Raw genomic sequence first — 20,295 nt, forward strand, 5'->3', positions numbered from 1 at the left:
GAAGCGAGGACGCCGGGGCGTTCTGCTGTCTGCGATTCAATTTGGCTGAGCCCGCGCCGACAAACTGGCAAGCTGTAACCTTATGCAACCCTGACACTTAGACGCGCCCCCTTCGCGGAGATCACCACGATGTCGTTACGTACACTGCTCGCTTCTGTGCTGTTGGCCTGCAGCTTTTCAGCCGTTGCCGCCACCGAAGTCATCCCCCTGAATTACCGGACCAGCGATGACCTGATGCCCACCGTCAAAGGCGTGCTGGGCAACGAAGGCACGGTCCAGGCCTATGGCAACAAGCTGATCGTCAACGCTGAGCCCGGCAAGATCAGCGAAATCAAGGACCTGCTCTCGCAACTGGACGTGGCCGCCAAGCGCCTGCTGATCAGCGTCGACACCAGCGACAACAGTGTGCAGAGCGATTCGGGTTACTCGGTCAACGGCACGGTGCGCTCGCAGAATGGCCGCGTCAGCGCCGACGGCCAGACCCGGATCATCAACTATGGCACCGCCAGCCGTGACGGCGGCATGCAGCAGGTACAAGCCAACGAAGGCACGCCGGCGCTGATCCAGGTCGGCCAGAGCATTCCGATCACCAACGTGCAGACCGACTCCTACGGTTACGCGCAGACCAACACCCAGTACCGCAACGTCACTCGCGGTTTCTACGTGACCGCCAGCGTGACCGGCGACATCGTGCATTTGAACATCAGCACCAACAACGACCGCATGAGCCAGCAGCAGGCTGATGCGATCAAGGTGCAGAGCACCGACACGCAAGTCAGCGGCCGCCTGGGCGAGTGGATCACCCTGGCGGGCGTCAGCGACCAGTCCCGCGCCGATGAGCACGGCGTCGTCCGCCGTTATTCCACCCAGGGCCGCGACGACATGACCCTGCGCGTCAAGGTCGACAGCCTCGACTGACCTCCCCACCTCAACACCGTAGCAGCACGGCTTGCCGGCGGGTCGCCCTCAGGATCGCTCCCGCCGGCAAGCCGTGCTGCTACGGATCTGTTTCAGCCCGCCAAATCACCATTTGTGTAGTGCCGCAAAACCCCACTACATCCCTCCCCAACCCGTGACCAACCGGTGCCAGGCCTGACTCTCCGTCTCCAGCACCATGCAGCCTTAAACTGACTGACGAGTCGTATTAGACAAAAGATGTAGTGACGCAAAAATATCACTACAAAGTGTTTGACGGCTGAAAAAGGCCGAGGCATGATGGCCTCGCTCCCACTGATTGGAGGCTGATGGAGAAAGCCTCTGAATCGTGCTCGAACCCAACAAGATTGAGCACATTCGCGTCATTTTCGCCCAAAAGGCAGCGTCATCGCTTCACTACCGTGACAGCGAAAATAACCAGGCTGATGAAACGCATGCTTTCCATTTCAGTGAGCAGCCCTAAGTGCGCCCTCAAGAAAGACAGGCACTGGCGGAGCACGGAGCTTCACCTCACAGACTCACAAGACCAAGCGACGAGGTTTACCCCATGGCACTGACACGCGAACAACAAATTGCAGCCATCGAGAAAGACTGGGCCGAGAATCCACGCTGGAAAGGCGTGACCCGCACCTACTCCGCTGCTGACGTCGTCCGCCTGCGTGGCTCGATCCAGCCTGAACATACGCTGGCGAAAATGGGCGCTGACAAACTGTGGAATCTCGTGACCCAGGGCGCCAAACCGTCCTTCCGTCCCGACAAGGATTTCGTCAACTGCATGGGCGCCCTGACCGGCGGCCAGGCTGTGCAACAGGTCAAGGCCGGCATCCAGGCGATCTACCTGTCCGGCTGGCAAGTGGCCGCCGACAACAACTCGGCCGAGTCGATGTACCCCGACCAGTCGCTGTACCCGGTTGACTCGGTGCCGACCGTGGTCAAGCGCATCAACAACTCGTTCCGTCGCGCTGACCAGATCCAGTGGAAAGCCGGCAAGAACCCGGGTGACGAAGGCTACATCGACTACTTCGCGCCGATCGTCGCAGACGCTGAAGCCGGTTTCGGTGGCGTACTGAACGCCTACGAGCTGATGAAGAGCATGATCGAGGCAGGCGCTGCCGGCGTGCACTTCGAAGACCAGCTTGCATCAGTGAAGAAATGCGGCCACATGGGTGGCAAGGTGCTGGTACCGACCCAGGAAGCGGTACAGAAGCTGGTCGCTGCGCGCCTGGCGGCTGACGTGGCCGGCGTGCCGACCATCATTCTGGCCCGTACCGACGCCAACGCCGCGGACCTGCTGACCTCCGACTGCGACCCGTACGACACGCCGTTCGTGACCGGCACCCGCACCCCGGAAGGTTTCTACAAGGTGCGCGCCGGCCTGGATCAGGCCATCGCTCGGGGCCTGGCCTACGCGCCGTACGCCGACCTGATCTGGTGCGAAACCGCCAAGCCGGACCTGGACGAAGCCCGTCGCTTCGCCGAAGCGATCAAGAAGGAGTACCCGGACCAACTGCTGTCGTACAACTGCTCGCCTTCCTTCAACTGGAAGAAAAACCTGGACGACGCGACCATCGCCAAATTCCAGCGCGAGCTGTCGGCAATGGGCTACAAGCACCAGTTCATCACCCTGGCGGGCATCCACAACATGTGGCACAGCATGTTCAACCTGGCGCACGACTACGCTCGCAATGACATGACCGCCTACGTGAAGCTGCAGGAGCAGGAGTTCGCCGACGCTGCCAAGGGCTATACCTTCGTGGCGCACCAGCAGGAAGTGGGCACCGGCTACTTCGACGACATGACCACCGTGATCCAGGGTGGCCAGTCCTCGGTGACCGCCCTGACCGGCTCGACCGAAGAAGAACAGTTCCACTGAGTGACACGCACCACGCAGAAGCCGCCTACGGGCGGCTTTTGTTTTAGCGCAGGACAAATACCCTACAAAACGAGTCAAGTATTACCGATAGACTCGCCTCATCGTCGCCTCAAAGTTAATAAGTGTCGCCTGGCAATAAATCCTTCTTTTGCAGTCGGAATTAGCCAAACTTGTCACTCAGGCGCGACATGCCGAAAACGAAGTTTCAAATGATATTAATTATCATTTCACTCGCAAACTTTCGTTACCCGCAGAAGGAAACATAATTAACCAAACCGGCGGTAATCCCCGTGTTACGCGGGCCCGCGCACCAAAACCGTGATCTGGCTCATTAATCCCCTGAATAAATTTGATGTAGAAAATTTACTTGCCCTTCTTTTGCACATAAAATCCCAGAAATTGATTGCACTGCGACATTTCGTCACTGCTTCTGCTTCTCTTTCTTTTCAAGCTCAGAGACCCTTGATCTCTGTTAAGGACTGCCAGCATGCCCGAATCGACAGGTCTGATTGCCCACAACTGGGGCTTCGCCATTTTCCTTTTGGGCGTCATTGGCCTGTGCGCCTTCATGCTCGGCCTGTCCAGCCTGCTCGGTTCCAAAGCCTGGGGCCGCAGCAAGAACGAACCGTTCGAATCCGGCATGCTGCCTACAGGCGGCGCTCGCCTGCGGCTCTCCGCAAAATTCTATCTGGTCGCGATGCTGTTCGTGATTTTCGATATTGAAGCCCTCTTTCTGTACGCTTGGTCTGTGTCCGTCCGCGAAAGCGGCTGGACCGGCTTCGCCGAAGCTCTCGTTTTCATAGCAATTCTGTTGGCAGGTCTTGTCTACCTATGGCGTGTAGGGGCGCTCGATTGGGCTCCCGTTGGACGTCGTAACCGGCAGGCGAAGCTAAAACAATGAGGCTTTGGCAATGCAATACAATCTCACCAGGATCGACCCTGATGCTCCTAACGAGCAGTACCCCATCGGCGAGCGGGAGACCGTCGCCGATCCGTTAGAGGATCAAGTCCACAAAAACATCTTCATGGGCAAGCTCTCGGACGTACTGAGTAATGCCGTCAACTGGGGTCGCAAGAACTCCCTTTGGCCGTATAACTTCGGTCTGTCCTGCTGCTACGTGGAAATGACCACCGCCTTCACGGCGCCCCACGACATCGCACGCTTCGGCGCCGAAGTCATCCGGGCATCACCGCGTCAGGCGGACTTCATGGTCATTGCCGGTACATGCTTCGTGAAAATGGCACCGATCATCCAGCGCCTCTACGAGCAAATGCTCGAGCCTAAATGGGTCATCTCCATGGGTTCGTGCGCCAACTCCGGTGGCATGTATGACATCTACTCTGTCGTTCAGGGCGTGGACAAGTTCCTGCCTGTGGATGTCTATGTGCCCGGCTGCCCGCCCCGTCCAGAGGCTTTCCTGCAAGGCTTGATGCTGCTGCAGGAATCCATTGGTCAGGAGCGTCGTCCCCTGTCCTGGGTCGTCGGCGATCAAGGCGTGTATCGCGCCGAGATGCCGTCACAAAAGGAACAGCGCCGCGAACAGCGTATTGCGGTGACAAACCTGCGCAGCCCCGACGAAGTCTGACCCCGCTTTCTTTTACAAAAAGAAGCCTGAACCTGGGTTCATTCTGTACGTTGACCGATAGCGATCGAGACCTATGACTGCAGACACCGCTCTGTACATCCCGCCTTACAAGGCTGACGACCAAGACGTCGTCGTTGAACTGCACAACCGTTTTGGCGCAGACGCATTCACCGCCCAATCCACAGTCACTGGCATGCCAGTGCTGTGGGTTGCGCGCGCCCGGCTGTTCGAAATCCTGACCTTCCTGCGCAACGTGCCCAAGCCGTACTCGATGCTGTACGACCTGCACGGCGTGGACGAACGTCTGCGGACCAAGCGCCGTGGCTTGCCGGACGCCGACTTCACCGTGTTCTACCACCTGCTGTCGGTAGAGCGTAATAGTGACGTGATGATCAAGGTCGCCTTGTCCGAGGGCGACCTCAGCGTGCCGACCGTCACCAGCATCTGGCCGAACGCCAACTGGTACGAGCGCGAAGTGTGGGACATGTTCGGGATCGACTTCCCGGGCCACCCGCACCTGTCGCGCATCATGATGCCGCCGACCTGGGAAGGTCACCCGCTGCGCAAGGACTACCCTGCCCGCGCCACCGAGTTCGACCCCTACAGCCTGACGCTGGCCAAGCAGCAACTGGAAGAAGAAGCCGCGCGCTTCCGTCCGGAAGACTGGGGCATGAAGCGTTCGGGCACCAACGAGGACTACATGTTCCTCAACCTGGGTCCGAACCACCCGTCCGCCCACGGTGCGTTCCGTATCGTGCTGCAACTGGACGGTGAAGAGATCGTCGACTGCGTGCCGGACATCGGCTACCACCACCGTGGTGCCGAGAAGATGGCCGAGCGTCAGTCCTGGCACAGCTTCATCCCGTACACCGACCGGATCGACTATCTGGGCGGTGTGATGAACAACCTGCCGTACGTGCTTTCGGTCGAGAAACTGGCCGGCATCAAGGTGCCGGAGAAGGTCGATGTCATCCGCATCATGATGGCCGAGTTCTTCCGCATCACCAGCCACCTGCTGTTCCTGGGCACCTACATCCAGGACGTGGGCGCCATGACTCCGGTGTTCTTCACCTTCACCGACCGTCAGCGCGCCTACACCGTGATCGAAGCCATCACCGGTTTCCGCCTGCACCCGGCCTGGTACCGCATCGGCGGCGTCGCCCACGACCTGCCACGCGGCTGGGACAAGCTGGTCAAGGACTTCGTCGAATGGCTGCCAAAGCGCCTGGACGAGTACACCACTGCGGCGCTGAAAAACAGCATCCTGAAAGGTCGTACCATCGGCGTTGCCGCCTACAACACCAAAGAGGCCCTGGAATGGGGCGTCACCGGTGCCGGCCTGCGTTCCACCGGTTGCGACTTCGACCTGCGCAAGGCGCGTCCGTACTCGGGCTACGAGAACTTCGAATTCGAAGTGCCGCTGGGCCACAACGGCGATGCCTATGACCGCTGCATGGTCCGCGTCGAAGAGATGCGCCAGAGCATCCGCATCATCGACCAGTGCCTGCGCAACATGCCGGAAGGCCCGTACAAGGCGGATCACCCGCTGACCACGCCGCCACCGAAAGAGCGCACCCTGCAGCACATCGAAACCTTGATCACGCACTTCCTGCAAGTTTCGTGGGGCCCGGTCATGCCGGCCAACGAATCCTTCCAGATGATCGAAGCGACCAAGGGCATCAACAGTTATTACCTGACGAGCGACGGCGGCACCATGAGCTACCGTACCCGGATTCGCACCCCAAGCTACCCGCACCTGCAGCAGATCCCATCGGTGATCAAAGGCAGCATGGTCGCGGACTTGATCGCGTACCTGGGTAGTATCGACTTCGTTATGGCCGACGTGGACCGTTAAGCATGAACAGCACGCTCATCCAGACAGACCGTTTCGCCCTGAGCGAAACCGAGCGCTCGGCCATCGAGCACGAAATGCATCACTACGAGGACCCGCGCGCGGCGTCCATCGAAGCCTTGAAGATCGTCCAGAAGGAACGCGGCTGGGTGCCGGACGGCGCCATCTATGCCATCGGCGAAGTGCTGGGCATCCCGGCCAGCGACGTCGAAGGCGTAGCCACGTTCTACAGCCAGATCTTCCGCCAGCCGGTGGGCCGTCACATCATCCGCGTGTGCAACAGCATGGTCTGCTTCATCGCCGGCCACGAAGACATCGTCGGCGAGATCCAGAGCAAGCTGGGCATCGGCCTGGGCCAGACCACCGCTGACGGGCGCTTCACCCTGCTGCCGGCCTGCTGCCTGGGCAACTGCGACAAGGCGCCGGCGGTGATGATCGACGACGACACCTTCGGCAATCTGCAGCCTGCGGGCGTCGCCCAGCTGCTGGAGAACTACGTATGAAGATCACCTCCTTCGGCCCGGCCAACCTGATCACCCGCACTCCGGAAACCCACCCGCTGACTTGGCGCCTGCGTGACGACGGCGAGCCGGTGTGGCTGGACGAGTACCAGGCCAAAGACGGCTACGCAGCCGCGCGCAAGGCCCTGACCCAACAGACGCCGGACGAGATCGTCCAGTCGGTCAAGGACTCCGGCCTCAAGGGTCGCGGCGGCGCAGGCTTCCCCACTGGCGTGAAGTGGGGCCTGATGCCCAAAGACGAATCCCTGAACATCCGCTACCTGCTGTGCAACGCGGACGAGATGGAGCCCAACACCTGGAAGGACCGCATGCTGATGGAGCAGCTGCCCCATCTGCTGGTGGAAGGCATGCTGATCAGTGCCCGCGCACTGAAGGCCTACCGCGGCTACATCTTCCTGCGTGGCGAGTACGTCACCGCGGCCAAACACCTGAACCGCGCAGTGGAAGAAGCCAAGGCCGCAGGCCTCCTGGGCAAGAACATCCTGGGCACCGGTTTCGACTTCGAACTGTTCGTGCACACCGGCGCCGGGCGTTACATCTGCGGTGAAGAAACCGCACTGATCAACTCCCTGGAAGGCCGTCGTGCCAACCCGCGCTCCAAGCCGCCCTTCCCTGCCGCCGTCGGCGTGTGGGGCAAGCCGACCTGCGTGAACAACGTCGAGACACTGTGCAACGTGCCGGCGATCGTCAACAACGGCAACGACTGGTACAAGTCGCTGGCCCGCGAAGGCAGCGAAGACCACGGCACCAAGCTGATGGGCTTCTCCGGCAAGGTGAAGAACCCGGGCATCTGGGAACTGCCATTCGGCCTGCCTGCCCGCGAGCTGTTCGAAGACTACGCAGGCGGCATGCGCGACGGCTTCAAGCTCAAGTGCTGGCAGCCAGGCGGCGCCGGTACCGGCTTCCTGTTGCCTGAGCACCTGGACTGCGCCTTCTACGCCGGCGGCGTGGCCAAGGTCGGTACCCGGATGGGTACGGGTCTGGCGATGGCGGTCGACGACAAGGTCAACATGGTGTCGCTGCTGCGCAACATGGAAGAGTTCTTCGCCCAGGAGTCGTGCGGTTTCTGCACACCTTGCCGCGACGGTCTACCGTGGAGCGTGAAGATGCTGCGTGCCCTCGAGAAAGGCCAGGGTCAACCGGGCGACATCGAGACGCTGCTGGGGTTGGTCAACTTCCTCGGCCCAGGCAAGACCTTCTGCGCCCACGCACCGGGCGCCGTGGAACCTCTGGGCAGCGCGATCAAATACTTCCGTCCGGAATTCGAGGCAGGCATTGCACCGGCAGCACGTGCAGCCGCTGGCCTCGTTCCAGGCAAAGCGCCAACGATAGTCGGCGCATAAAAAGACTGACCGGTCGATAAGCCCGAAAGGCCTGTCGACCTTGCCCCGATTGCGCCACTGATGTTCGAACGTCAGCGGCTGTTTGAACCGGGGCAGTACCGAGATTCCATTAGCCACGCCCGCTGACACCGGGCCAACGAAGACCTTTGAACCATGGCTACTATTCACGTAGACGGCAAAGCGCTCGAAGTCGATGGCGCAGACAACCTGTTACAGGCCTGTCTGTCGCTGGGGCTCGACATCCCTTATTTCTGCTGGCATCCAGCCCTTGGCAGCGTCGGCGCCTGTCGCCAGTGCGCGGTCAAGCAGTACACCGACGAGAACGACACCCGTGGTCGTATCGTCATGTCCTGCATGACCCCTGCCACGGACAACACCTGGATTTCCATCGATGACGAAGAATCCAAGGCGTTTCGCGCCAGCGTCGTCGAATGGCTGATGACCAACCACCCGCACGACTGCCCGGTCTGCGAGGAAGGCGGCCACTGCCACCTGCAGGACATGACCGTGATGACCGGCCACAACGAGCGCCGGTATCGCTTCACCAAACGCACCCACCAGAACCAGGACCTGGGGCCGTTCATCGCTCACGAGATGAACCGCTGCATCGCCTGCTATCGCTGCGTGCGCTTCTATAAAGACTACGCCGGCGGCACCGACCTTGGCGTGTACGGCGCCCACGACAACGTGTACTTCGGTCGCGTCGAAAGCGGAACCCTGGAAAGCGAGTTCTCCGGCAACCTCACCGAGGTCTGCCCGACCGGTGTGTTCACCGACAAGACTCACTCCGAGCGCTACAACCGCAAGTGGGACATGCAGTTCTCGCCGAGCATCTGCCACGGCTGCTCCAGCGGCTGCAACATCAGCCCCGGCGAGCGTTATGGCGAAATCCGCCGTATCGAAAACCGCTACAACGGTTCGGTCAACCAGTACTTCCTGTGCGACCGTGGCCGTTTCGGCTATGGCTACGTCAACCGCGAAGACCGTCCGCGCCAGCCACTGCTGGGCACCACCAAGCTGAGCCTGGACGACGCCCTGGACAAGGCCGCCGACCTGCTGCGCGGCCGTACCATCGTCGGTATCGGCTCGCCACGCGCCAGCCTGGAAAGCAACTTCGCCCTGCGCGAACTGGTGGGCAGCGCCTACTTCTACTCCGGTATTGAAGCCGGTGAGCTGGAGCGTCTGCGCCTGATCGCCCAGGTCCTGAAAGACAGCCCGCTGCCGATCCCGACCCTGCGTGAAGTCGAAGAGCACGACGCCGTGTTCATCCTCGGTGAAGACGTCACTCAGACCGCCGCGCGCATGGCCCTGGGCCTGCGTCAGTCGGTGAAGAACAAGGCCGAAGACATGGCCGCTGCGATGAAAGTCCAGCCATGGCTCGATGCCGCCGTGAAGAACATCGGCCAGCACGAGCTGAACCCGCTGTTCATCGCCAGCCTGGCTGAAACCCGTCTGGACGACATCGCCGAAGAGTGTGTACACGCCGCTCCCGACGATCTGGCCCGCATCGGTTTCGCCGTCGCTCACGCCATCGACCCAAGCGCCCCGGCCGTCACCGGCCTGGACAGCGAAGCCCTGGAACTGGCTCAGCGCATCGCCGCAGCGCTGCTCGAAGCCAAGCGTCCGCTGGTCGTCTCCGGTGCCTCGCTGGGCTCCAATGCGCTGATCGAAGCCGCTGCCAACATCGCCAAGGCCCTGAAACTGCGCGACAAGAACGGCTCCCTGAGCCTGATCGTGCCGGAAGCCAACAGCATGGGCATGACCCTGTTCGGTGGCGACTCGGTCGACGCCGCGCTGGATCAAGTGATCTCGGGCAAGGCCGACGCCATCGTCGTGCTGGAAAACGATCTGTTCACCCGCACCGACGCCGCCAAGGTCGAAGCTGCACTGAAAGCCGCGAAAGTGGTGATCGTCGCCGACCATCAGAAGACCGCCACCACCGACCGTGCCGATCTGATCCTGCCAGCGGCCAGCTTCGCCGAAGGCGACGGTACCCTGGTCAGCCAGGAAGGCCGCGCCCAGCGCTTCTTCCAGGTGTTCGATCCGACTTACCTGGACAGCAGCATCCTGGTGCACGAAGGCTGGCGCTGGCTGCATGCCCTGCGCGCCACCCTGCTGAGCCAGCCAGTGGACTGGACGCAACTGGACCACGTCACCGAAGCCTGTGCGGCAAGCAATGCGCAACTGGCCGGTATCGTCGGTGCCGCGCCATCTGCCTCGTTCCGCATCAAGGGCCTGAAACTGGCCCGCGAACCGCTGCGTTACAGCGGCCGTACTGCCATGCGCGCCAACATCAGCGTCCACGAGCCACGTACTCCGCAGGACAAGGACTCGGCGTTCGCGTTCTCGATGGAAGGTTACTCGGGCTCTGCCGAGCCGCGCTCCCAGGTGCCATTCGCCTGGTCGCCGGGCTGGAACTCGCCACAGGCGTGGAACAAATTCCAGGACGAAGTCGGCGGTCACCTGCGTGCAGGCGACCCGGGCGTGCGCCTGATCGAAAGCAGCGGCGACAAACTGAGCTGGTTCGCCAGCGTGCCGCGCGCCTTCTCCCCTGCCCAGGGCACCTGGCAGGTCGTGCCGTTCTTCCACCTGTTCGGCAGCGAGGAAAACTCCTCCAAAGCCGCGCCGGTTCAAGAGCGCATCCCTGAAGCCTACGTGTCGCTGGCCAAGTCCGAAGCGGACCGCCTGGGCGTCAACGACGGTGCCATGCTCGCCGTGAACGTGGCTGGCCAGACCCTGCGTCTGCCACTGCGCATCAACGAAGAGCTGGGCGCAGGTCTGGTGGCACTGCCATCGGGTCTGGCCGGCATTCCTCCGGCACTGGCCGGGAAAACCGTTGACGGTCTGCAGGAGGCAGCACAATGACGTGGTTTACCCCTGAAGTAATCGCTTCGATCATCGCCGTGCTCAAGGCCATCGTGGTGCTGCTCGCCGTGGTGGTCTGCGGCGCGCTGCTCAGCTTCGTCGAACGTCGTCTGCTGGGCTGGTGGCAGGACCGTTACGGTCCTAACCGCGTCGGCCCGTTCGGCATGTTCCAGATCGCCGCCGACATGCTGAAGATGTTCTTCAAGGAAGACTGGAACCCACCGTTCGTTGACCGGATGATCTTCACCCTGGCACCGGTCGTGGCGATGAGCGCCCTGCTGATCTCGTTCTCGATCATCCCGGTCACCCAGACCTGGGTGGTCGCGGACCTGAACATCGGCCTGCTGTTCTTCTTCGCCATGGCGGGCCTTTCGGTGTACGCCGTACTGTTCGCCGGTTGGTCGTCGAACAACAAGTACGCCCTGCTCGGCAGCCTGCGGGCTTCGGCGCAGACCGTGTCGTACGAAGTGTTCCTGGGCCTGTCGCTGATGGGCATCATCGTGCAGGTCGGTTCGTTCAACATGGGCGACATCGTCCAGTACCAGGCCGACCACCTGTGGTTCATCATTCCGCAGTTCTTCGGCTTCTGTACCTTCTTCATCGCAGGCGTGGCCGTGACTCACCGTCACCCCTTCGACCAGCCGGAAGCGGAACAGGAACTGGCCGACGGTTACCACATTGAATACGCCGGCATGAAATGGGGCATGTTCTTCGTCGGTGAGTACATCGGCATCATCCTGATCTCGGCGCTGCTGGTGACCCTGTTCTTCGGCGGCTGGCACGGCCCGTTCAACATCCTGCCGCAGCTGTCGTTCATGTGGTTCGTCCTGAAAACCGCGTTCTTCATCATGCTGTTCATTCTGTTGCGCGCGTCGATTCCACGCCCACGTTATGACCAGGTCATGGATTTCAGCTGGAAGTTCTGCCTGCCGCTGACCCTGATCAATTTGCTGGTGACCGCCGCGGTCGTTCTGGCGGCCCAGTGAGGATTTGACCCATGTTCAAATATATTGGCGACATCGTTAAGGGTACGGGTACCCAGCTGCGCAGCCTGGTCATGATCTTTGGCCACGGTTTTCGCAAGCGCGACACCCTGCAATATCCGGAAGAAGCGGTTTACCTGCCGCCGCGCTACCGCGGCCGCATCGTCCTGACGCGCGACCCCGACGGCGAAGAGCGCTGCGTGGCCTGCAACCTGTGCGCCGTGGCCTGCCCGGTCGGTTGCATCTCGCTGCAGAAGGCCGAGACCGAGGACGGTCGCTGGTACCCGGACTTCTTCCGCATCAACTTCTCGCGTTGCATCTTCTGCGGTCTCTGTGAAGAAGCCTGCCCGACCACCGCGATCCAGCTCACGCCGGATTTCGAAATGGCCGAGTTCAAGCGTCAGGATCTGGTGTACGAGAAAGAAGATCTGTTGATCTCCGGCCCCGGCAAGAACCCTGACTATAACTTCTACCGCGTTGCGGGCATGGCGATCGCTGGCAAGCCGAAAGGCGCTGCACAGAACGAAGCCGAGCCGATCAACGTCAAGAGCTTGCTGCCTTAAGGAAGAAAGATGGAATTCGCTTTCTATTTCGCATCCGGCATCGCTGTTGTGTCCACCCTGCGGGTGATCACCAACACCAACCCGGTGCATGCCCTGCTCTACCTGATCATCTCGCTGATCGCCGTGGCCATGACCTTCTTCAGCCTCGGCGCGCCGTTCGCCGGTGCCCTGGAAGTGATCGCCTACGCTGGCGCCATCATGGTGCTGTTCGTGTTCGTGGTGATGATGCTGAACCTGGGCCCGGCCTCGGTTCAGCAGGAACGCGCCTGGCTCAAGCCGGGCATCTGGCTCGGCCCGATCCTGCTGGGCGGCCTGCTGCTGGCCGAACTGCTGTACGTGCTGTTCGCAGAGTCCACCGGTGCCGGCATCGGCCACACCACCGTGGATGCCAAGGCCGTGGGCGTGAGCCTGTTCGGCCCTTACCTGCTGGTGGTTGAACTCGCCTCCATGCTGCTGCTCGCGGCAGCGGTGACGGCGTTCCATGTCGGCCGCAACGAGGCGAAGGAGTAATCATGAACTCAGCTATTCCTCTGGAACACGGCCTGGCGGTTGCCGGCGTCCTGTTCTGCCTCGGCCTGGCGGGCCTGTTGGTACGCCGCAACATTCTGTTCGTGTTGATGAGCCTGGAAGTGATGATGAACTCTGCCGCTCTGGCCTTCGTCGTGGCGGGTAGCCGCTGGGCGCAGCCGGACGGCCAGGTGATGTTCATCCTGGTGATCAGCCTTGCCGCTGCCGAAGCCAGTATCGGCCTTGCGATCCTGCTGCAGCTGTATCGCCGCTTCCACACTCTCGATATCGACGCTGCCAGCGAGATGCGCGGATGAACCTACTCTTTCTGACTTTCGTATTCCCCCTGATCGGCTTCCTGCTGCTGTCGTTTTCCCGCGGCAAGTGGTCGGAAAACCTGTCCGCCCTGGTCGGCGTCGGCTCCATCGGCCTGTCGGCCATCGTCGCCGCCTACGTGATCTGGCAATTCAACGTGGCCCCGCCGGAAGGCGGCCACCTGACGCTGGTGCTGTGGCGCTGGATGTCGGTGGACGGCTTCGACCCCAACTTCGCGCTGTATGTCGATGGCCTGTCCATCACCATGCTGGGCGTGGTGGTCGGCGTGGGTTTCCTGATCCACCTGTTCGCCTCGTGGTACATGCGCGGTGAAGACGGCTACTCGCGCTTCTTCGCGTACACCAACCTGTTCATTGCCAGCATGCTGTTCCTGATCCTGGGCGACAACCTGCTGTTCATCTACTTCGGTTGGGAAGGCGTGGGCCTGTGCTCGTACCTGTTGATCGGTTTCTACTACAGCAACCGCGCCAACGGTAACGCCGCACTCAAAGCCTTCATCGTGACCCGCATCGGCGACGTGTTCATGGCCATCGGCCTGTTCATCCTGTTCCAACAACTGGGCACGCTGAACATTCAAGAGCTGCTGGTGCGTGCGCCACAGCACTTCAAGGTCGGAGATTTCTGGATCGTGCTGGCGACCCTGATGCTGCTGGGCGGTGCGGTCGGTAAATCCGCGCAACTGCCGCTGCAGACCTGGCTGGCGGACGCGATGGCGGGCCCGACTCCGGTTTCGGCACTGATCCACGCGGCAACCATGGTGACCGCGGGCGTCTACCTGATCGCCCGTACCCACGGCCTGTTCGCCCTGGCGCCGGACATCCTGCACCTGGTCGGCATCGTCGGCGGTGTGACGCTGGTGCTGGCCGGTTTCGCGGCACTGGTGCAGACCGACATCAAGCGGATCCTCGCCTACTCGACCATGAGCCAGATCGGCTACATGTTCCTGGCCCTGGGCGTCGGTGCCTGGGAAGGCGCGATCTTCCACCTGATGACCCACGCGTTCTTCAAGGCCCTGCTGTTCCTGGCCTCGGGTGCGGTGATCGTCGCCTGCCACCACGAGCAGAACATCTTCAAGATGGGCGGCCTGTGGAAGAAACTGCCTCTGGCCTACGCCAGCTTCATCGTCGGCGGCGCGGCCCTGGCGGCATTGCCGATCGTGACCGCAGGCTTCTACTCCAAGGACGAGATCCTCTGGGAAGCCTTCGCCAGCGGCCATCAGTATCTGCTCTACGCAGGTCTGGTCGGTGCGTTCATGACCTCGATCTACACCTTCCGCCTGATCTTCATCGCCTTCCACGGCGAAGCCAAGACCGAAGCTCACGCCGGCCACGGGATTTCCCACTGGCTGCCACTGGGCGTGCTGATCGTGCTGTCGACCTTCATCGGTGCCTGGATTCATCCACCGCTGGCTGGCGTGCTGCCAGAGAGCGCGGGGCATGCAGGCGGCGAAGCCAAGCACAGCCTGGAAATCGCCTCGGGCGCCATCGCCCTGGCCGGTATCCTGCTGGCAGCGGTGCTGTTCCTGGGCAAACGTCGTCTGGTCACGGCCATCGCCAACAGCGGTCCGGGTCGTTTCCTGTCCGCCTGGTGGTTCGCCGCCTGGGGCTTCGACTGGATCTACGATGTGCTGTTCGTCAAGCCTTACCTGGCAATCAGCCGCATTCTGCGTGGCGACCCGCTCGACCACACGATCGGCGTGATCCCGCGTCTGGCCAAAGCCGGTAACGGCCTGATGAGCCGTACTGAAAATGGTCAGCTGCGCTGGTATGCCGCCTCGATCGCCGCAGGCGCCGTACTGGTGCTCGGCGCGATTGTGCTGGTCTGATGAGTCGATCTGACATGAACCTTGCGACCCTGCGAAAGGAATTGAGCCCGTCATGATTCTGCCTTGGCTAATCCTGATCCCCTTCATCGGCGGCCTTCTGTGCTGGCAAGGTGAGCGTTTCAGCGCCACCCTGCCGCGCTGGATTGCGCTGGCGACGATGTCCCTGCTGACCGCCCTGGCCCTGTGGCTGTGGAGCGTCGGTAACTACACCTACGCGCCAATGCCGAGCGCGGACCCCAGCTGGGCCCTTGAATTCAAGGCCCAGTGGATCCAGCGCTTCGGCATCAGCGTGCACCTGGCACTCGACGGCCTGTCGCTGCTGATGATTCTTCTGACCGGCCTGCTGGGTGTGCTGTCGGTCCTCTGCTCGTGGAAGGAAATCCAGCGTAACGTCGGCTTCTTCCACCTGAACCTGATGTGGATCCTGGGCGGTGTCGTTGGCGTGTTCCTGGCCATCGACCTGTTCATGTTCTTCTTCTTCTGGGAAATGATGCTGGTGCCGATGTTCTTCCTCATCGCGCTCTGGGGTCACAGCTCGGCAGACGGCAAGAAGACCCGTATCTACGCCGCGACCAAGTTCTTCATCTTCACTCAGGCCAGCGGCCTGATCATGCTGGTGGCGATCCTGGGCCTGGTGCTGGTGCACTTCAACCAGACCGGCGTCATCACCTTCGGCTACGCGGACCTGCTGAAAACCAAGCTGGCACCGGGCACCGAGTACATCCTGATGCTGGGCTTCTTCATCGCCTTCGCGGTGAAGCTGCCGGTGGTACCGCTGCACTCCTGGCTGCCTGACGCGCACGCCCAGGCGCCAACTGCAGGTTCCGTGGACCTGGCCGGTATTCTCCTGAAAACCGCGGCCTATGGTCTGCTGCGCTTCGCCCTGCCTCTGTTCCCGAACGCGTCGGCAGAGTTCGCGCCCATCGCCATGGCCCTGGGCCTGATCGGTATCTTCTACGGTGCCTTCCTGGCGTTTGCCCAGACCGACATCAAGCGCCTGATCGCCTTCTCCAGCGTCTCGCACATGGGTTTCGTGCTGATCGGCATCTACTCCGGCAGCCAGCAGGCCCTGCAAGGCGTCGTCATTCAGATGCTGGCTCACGGTCTGTCCGCCGCTGCACTGTTTATCCTCAGCGGCCAGCTGTACGAGCGCCTGCACACTCGCGACATGCGCGAAATGGGCGGCCTGTGGAACAAGATCGCGTACCTGCCGGCCATCAGCCTGTTCTTCGCAGCCGCTTCGCTGGGTCTGCCGGGCACCGGCAACTTCGTCGGCGAGTTCCTGATCCTGATCGGCACCTTCGTCAGCGCACCGTGGATCACCGCCATCGCCACTTCGGGCCTTGTGTTCGGTTCGGTCTACTCGCTGATCATGATCCACCGCGCCTACTTCGGCCCTGCAAAGACCGAAGAGATCCTCAAAGGTATGGATGGACGGGAATTGATCATGGTGCTGGGCCTGGCGGTGCTGCTGGTGTTGCTGGGTGTCTACCCGCAGCCGGTACTGGACACCTCCTCGGCGACCATGCATGGCGTGCAGCAATGGCTCGGCACTGCCTTCACTCAACTCGCTTCGGCCCGGTAAGAGCGCTATGGACCTGACGATTCAACACTTTATTGCGCTGGCGCCGCTGCTGATCACCAGCCTCACCGTCGTGGTGGTGATGCTGGGCATCGCATGGCGTCGCAACCACTCGCAATCGTTCCTGCTGACCACAGCGGGGCTCAACCTGGCACTGTTGTCGATCTATCCGGCCCTCAAGGTCGCGCCGCTGGTGGTCACACCACTGCTGCAGATCGACAGCTTCGCCCTGCTGTACATCGGCATCATCCTGGTCTCGACCCTGGCCTGCGTCACCCTGGCGCACGCCTACCTGGGTGAAGACAAGCTGGGCTACCCGGGCAACCGTGAAGAGCTGTACCTGCTGATCCTGATGGCTGCTGCCGGCGCGATGGTGCTGGTTGCCGCGCAACACCTGGCGGGCCTGTTCATCGGTCTGGAACTGCTCTCGGTGCCGGTCTACGGCCTGGTGGCGTACGCCTTCTTCAACAAGCGTTCGCTGGAAGCCGGTATCAAGTACATGGTGCTGTCGGCGGCCGGTTCCGCCTTCCTGCTGTTCGGCATGGCGCTGCTGTACGCCGACGCCGGCAGCCTGAGCTTCAGCGAAATCGGCAAGGCCATCGCGGCCACCGGCATGCCGAGCGGCATGGCCAGCCTGGGTCTGGGCATGATGCTGATCGGCCTGGGCTTCAAGCTGTCGCTGGTGCCGTTCCACCTGTGGACTCCGGACGTCTACGAAGGCGCCCCTGCCCCGGTCGCCGCCTTCCTGGCGACTGCGAGCAAGGTGGCGGTGTTCGGCGTGATGGTTCGCCTGTTCCAGATCTCCCCGGCGGCCACCAGCGGCGTGCTGAGCGACGTGATGTCGGTCATCGCCGTGGCCTCGATCCTGATCGGTAACCTGCTGGCGCTGACCCAGACCAACCTCAAGCGTCTGCTGGGTTACTCGTCCATCGCGCACTTCGGTTACATCATGATCGCGCTGGTGGCGAGCAAGGGTCTGGCGGTCGAAGCGATCAACGTTTACCTGGTGACGTACGTGCTGACCAGCCTGGGTGCGTTCGGCGTGATCACGCTGATGTCCTCGCCGTACAGCGGCCGCGACGCCGATGCGATGTTCGAATACCGTGGTCTGTTCTGGCGCCGTCCGTACCTGACCGCCGTGCTGACGGTGATGATGCTGTCGCTGGCCGGTATTCCGCTGACCACCGGTTTCATCGGCAAGTTCTACATCATCGCCACGGGCGTGGAAGCGCACCTGTGGTGGCTGACCGGTTCGCTGGTGGTGGGCAGTGCGATTGGTGTGTTCTATTACCTGCGGGTGATGGTGACGCTGTATCTGCAGGACTCGAAGATCCAGCGCCACGATGCGCCGTTCAACTGGGCGCAGCGTGCCGGGGGTGTGATGCTGTTGGCGATTACGCTGCTGGCGTTCTTCCTGGGTGTGTATCCGCAGCCGATGCTGACGCTGGTGCAGCACGCTGGATTGTGATGGTTGTTTGATGTCTGTTGAAAAGCCCCGTATCGCGAGATACGGGGCTTTTTTGTTGAGTGCGGCTTTCTGAAGGTCAAGGTCAAGATCAAAGGCGCTCTTCCTAACGTCAGATCTGTTTCGACTTCGTCGAGTTACTTGGAAAAGACCCCCAAGTAACCAAGGGGTCTTGCTCCTGGTTTGGCCCGACTTCGTCGGGTTCCCTCTCTCCGGTCTCGTTCCGTGGGCCCGGCGCGAATGGGCCATCCATGGCCCCGCGCCTCGCGCGGCATCCTGCCGCTTGACCCACTCCACGAGACCTCCGTTCGGCCTGCACCCAAGTCGCGATTTGTGGTGTCTGGGAGATTTGCGTACGAAGATCAAAAGCCAGATCAAAAGCGTGAGGACGATGCCCTCCGTTCTGATCGTTCCCACGCTCCGCGTGGTAACGCATTGCGTGACGCTCCGCGTCACTGGGACGCGGAGCGTCCATGGCGGCATGCCCACGCGGAGCGTGGGAACGATCAACGGGACGGTGTTCACTCGCATTTGATCTGGCTTTTGATCTTGGTGCGCGATGGCTCAAGCGACACAAATCGCGACTTGGGTGCAGGCTGAACGCAGGTCTCGCGGAGTGGGCCAAGCGGCAGGATGCCACGCGAGGCGCGGGGCCATGGATGGCCCATTCGCGCCGGGCCCACGGAGCGGGACCGGAGTGAGGGTACCCCGACGAAGGAGGGGCCCAACCAGAAGCAAGACCCCTTGGTTACTTGGGGGTCTTTTCCAAGTAACTCGACGAAGTCGAAACAGATCTGACGTTAGGAAGAGCGCTCTTGATCTTCAGAATCAAAAATCTCAGCCGCACCGACGAAAGTGATCTTGCCCATCCATCTCACAAGCAACACCCTGAAAAATCGCCCACGGCGAAACACTAGCCAGGCAAATTCACCGTCTTCTTGGCACTGGTAAACAACCCCCAAGTCGACATAAACAACGCCGCAATCATCGGCCCGATCACAAACCCGTTCAGCCCGAACACCGCCATGCCGCCCAGGGTCGAGATCAGGATCAGGTAATCGGGCATGCGCGTGTCCTTGCCCACCAGAATCGGGCGCAGCACATTGTCCACCAGGCCAATCACGAACACCCCGAACAACCCCAGCACCACGCCCTGCCAGAACATGCCGCTGACCAGGAAGTACACCGCCACTGGCGCCCAGACGATCCCCGCCCCGACCGCCGGCAAGAGCGAAAGAAACGCCATCAGCACCGCCCACAACAGCGAGCTGGGAATATCCAGCACCCAGAAAATCAGCCCGCCCAGCGCACCCTGGGTCACCGCGACCACCACGTTGCCCTTGACCGTCGCTCGCACCACGCGGGTGAACTTGAGCTGCAGGCGGCGCTTCTGTGGTTCGGCCAGCGGAATCGCAAGTCGGATCCGGCGGACCAGTTCAGGGCCGTCGCGCAAAAAGAAGAACAGCAGGTACAGCATGATGAAAAAGCTGACGACAAAATCGAAAGTGCCCTGCCCGAAGCTGAACGCCTGGGTGGCCAGGTACTGGCTGCCTTGCATGGCGGCCTTGGAGATTTTGTCCTGCAGCCCGTCGAAATCGCCCAGGCCCAGCCGATCGAGCCAGTGCTGCATCGATATGGGCAACAGCGCCTTGAACTCGGCCAGGTATTTGGGGATGTCCAACTGGCCGCTTTCGACGTTCTTGTACAACGCCGCGCCCTCCTGAACCATCAACATGCCAGTGATGATCACCGGCAAGATGGCGATCAGCAGGCAGACCAGCAGGGTCAGCAGGGAAACCGCATTGCGCTTCCAGCCAAAGCGCGCCAGGAACCGCCGCTGCAACGGCGCGAACACCACCCCCAGTACCACCGCCCAGAACACGGCGCCGTAAAACGGCAGGAGAATCCAGATGAACGCCAGGCTCACCAGTATCAGCAACAGCATCAGGGTCTTGTTTTGCAGCGCGGTTTCGTTCATGTCTGTTCCAGGTCATCGAGCCGCAGCGAATCGGCGGCCTGATCATTAGTCAGCCCGCTGCGGCAGGAGTGCCCTGTGTA

16 protein-coding genes are annotated in these 20,295 nt (G+C 61.6%); 15 read left to right on the top strand and 1 reads right to left on the bottom strand.

What is annotated here, in order from left to right:
* Positions 1-129 precede the first annotated feature (129 nt).
* The 15 genes from AC1MEK_RS24715 to nuoN all read left to right on the top strand — a co-directional run bounded on the left by AC1MEK_RS24715 (position 130) and on the right by nuoN (position 18,240).
* Entirely contained in the window at positions 130-918 is a 789-nt protein-coding gene (locus AC1MEK_RS24715; protein WP_480398898.1) for a secretin N-terminal domain-containing protein, read from the top strand.
* 565 nt (positions 919-1,483) lie between these two features.
* Positions 1,484-2,809 carry an isocitrate lyase gene (gene aceA, locus AC1MEK_RS24720; RefSeq protein ID WP_480398899.1) on the top strand — a complete coding sequence of 442 codons (1,326 nt, stop codon included), beginning with the start codon at positions 1,484-1,486 and terminating at the stop codon, positions 2,807-2,809.
* Between the two features lie 487 nt (positions 2,810-3,296).
* Positions 3,297-3,710 carry an NADH-quinone oxidoreductase subunit A gene (locus AC1MEK_RS24725; protein ID WP_062380742.1) on the top strand — a complete coding sequence of 138 codons (414 nt, stop codon included), beginning with the start codon at positions 3,297-3,299 and terminating at the stop codon, positions 3,708-3,710.
* Positions 3,711-3,720: 10 nt separating this feature from the next.
* Positions 3,721-4,395: a NuoB/complex I 20 kDa subunit family protein gene (locus AC1MEK_RS24730; RefSeq protein ID WP_480398900.1), complete on the top strand. Its 675-nt coding sequence runs from the start codon at positions 3,721-3,723 to the stop codon at positions 4,393-4,395.
* Positions 4,396-4,468: 73 nt separating this feature from the next.
* Positions 4,469-6,250 (top strand): NADH-quinone oxidoreductase subunit C/D, encoded by a 1,782-nt coding sequence (nuoC, locus tag AC1MEK_RS24735; RefSeq protein WP_480398901.1) that lies wholly within the window; start codon positions 4,469-4,471, stop codon positions 6,248-6,250.
* 2 nt (positions 6,251-6,252) lie between these two features.
* A complete protein-coding gene (nuoE, locus tag AC1MEK_RS24740; protein ID WP_274135645.1) occupies positions 6,253-6,750 on the top strand; it encodes an NADH-quinone oxidoreductase subunit NuoE in 498 nt (165 codons plus the stop codon).
* Positions 6,747-8,111: an NADH-quinone oxidoreductase subunit NuoF gene (gene nuoF, locus AC1MEK_RS24745; protein ID WP_480398902.1), complete on the top strand. Its 1,365-nt coding sequence runs from the start codon at positions 6,747-6,749 to the stop codon at positions 8,109-8,111. Before nuoE ends, nuoF begins: the two co-directional genes overlap by 4 nt.
* 153 nt (positions 8,112-8,264) lie before the next feature.
* Entirely contained in the window at positions 8,265-10,976 is a 2,712-nt protein-coding gene (nuoG, locus tag AC1MEK_RS24750; protein ID WP_480398903.1) for an NADH-quinone oxidoreductase subunit NuoG, read from the top strand.
* A complete protein-coding gene (nuoH, locus tag AC1MEK_RS24755) occupies positions 10,973-11,962 on the top strand; it encodes an NADH-quinone oxidoreductase subunit NuoH (RefSeq protein ID WP_108239288.1) in 990 nt (329 codons plus the stop codon). Before nuoG ends, nuoH begins: the two co-directional genes overlap by 4 nt.
* A gap of 11 nt (positions 11,963-11,973) precedes the next feature.
* A complete protein-coding gene (gene nuoI, locus AC1MEK_RS24760; protein WP_047227738.1) occupies positions 11,974-12,522 on the top strand; it encodes an NADH-quinone oxidoreductase subunit NuoI in 549 nt (182 codons plus the stop codon).
* 9 nt (positions 12,523-12,531) lie between these two features.
* Positions 12,532-13,032, top strand: a complete 501-nt coding sequence (nuoJ, locus tag AC1MEK_RS24765) for an NADH-quinone oxidoreductase subunit J (RefSeq protein ID WP_480398904.1) — start codon at positions 12,532-12,534, stop codon at positions 13,030-13,032.
* A gap of 2 nt (positions 13,033-13,034) precedes the next feature.
* A complete protein-coding gene (nuoK, locus tag AC1MEK_RS24770) occupies positions 13,035-13,346 on the top strand; it encodes an NADH-quinone oxidoreductase subunit NuoK (RefSeq protein WP_480398905.1) in 312 nt (103 codons plus the stop codon).
* The gene (gene nuoL / locus AC1MEK_RS24775; protein WP_480398906.1) at positions 13,343-15,190 is read left to right on the top strand and encodes an NADH-quinone oxidoreductase subunit L; all 1,848 of its coding nucleotides are present in this window, start codon (positions 13,343-13,345) and stop codon (positions 15,188-15,190) included. Before nuoK ends, nuoL begins: the two co-directional genes overlap by 4 nt.
* 52 nt (positions 15,191-15,242) lie before the next feature.
* Positions 15,243-16,775: an NADH-quinone oxidoreductase subunit M gene (gene nuoM / locus AC1MEK_RS24780; RefSeq protein ID WP_480398907.1), complete on the top strand. Its 1,533-nt coding sequence runs from the start codon at positions 15,243-15,245 to the stop codon at positions 16,773-16,775.
* 7 nt (positions 16,776-16,782) lie between these two features.
* Complete coding sequence (nuoN, locus tag AC1MEK_RS24785) at positions 16,783-18,240, top strand: NADH-quinone oxidoreductase subunit NuoN (RefSeq protein ID WP_480398908.1); 1,458 nt, start codon at positions 16,783-16,785, stop codon at positions 18,238-18,240.
* Between the two features lie 910 nt (positions 18,241-19,150).
* Here the strand turns inward: nuoN and AC1MEK_RS24790 are convergent.
* A complete protein-coding gene (locus AC1MEK_RS24790) occupies positions 19,151-20,215 on the bottom strand; it encodes an AI-2E family transporter (protein WP_480398909.1) in 1,065 nt (354 codons plus the stop codon).
* Positions 20,216-20,295: the final 80 nt, after the last annotated feature.

This window comes from Pseudomonas sp. 2 (assembly GCF_056627435.1).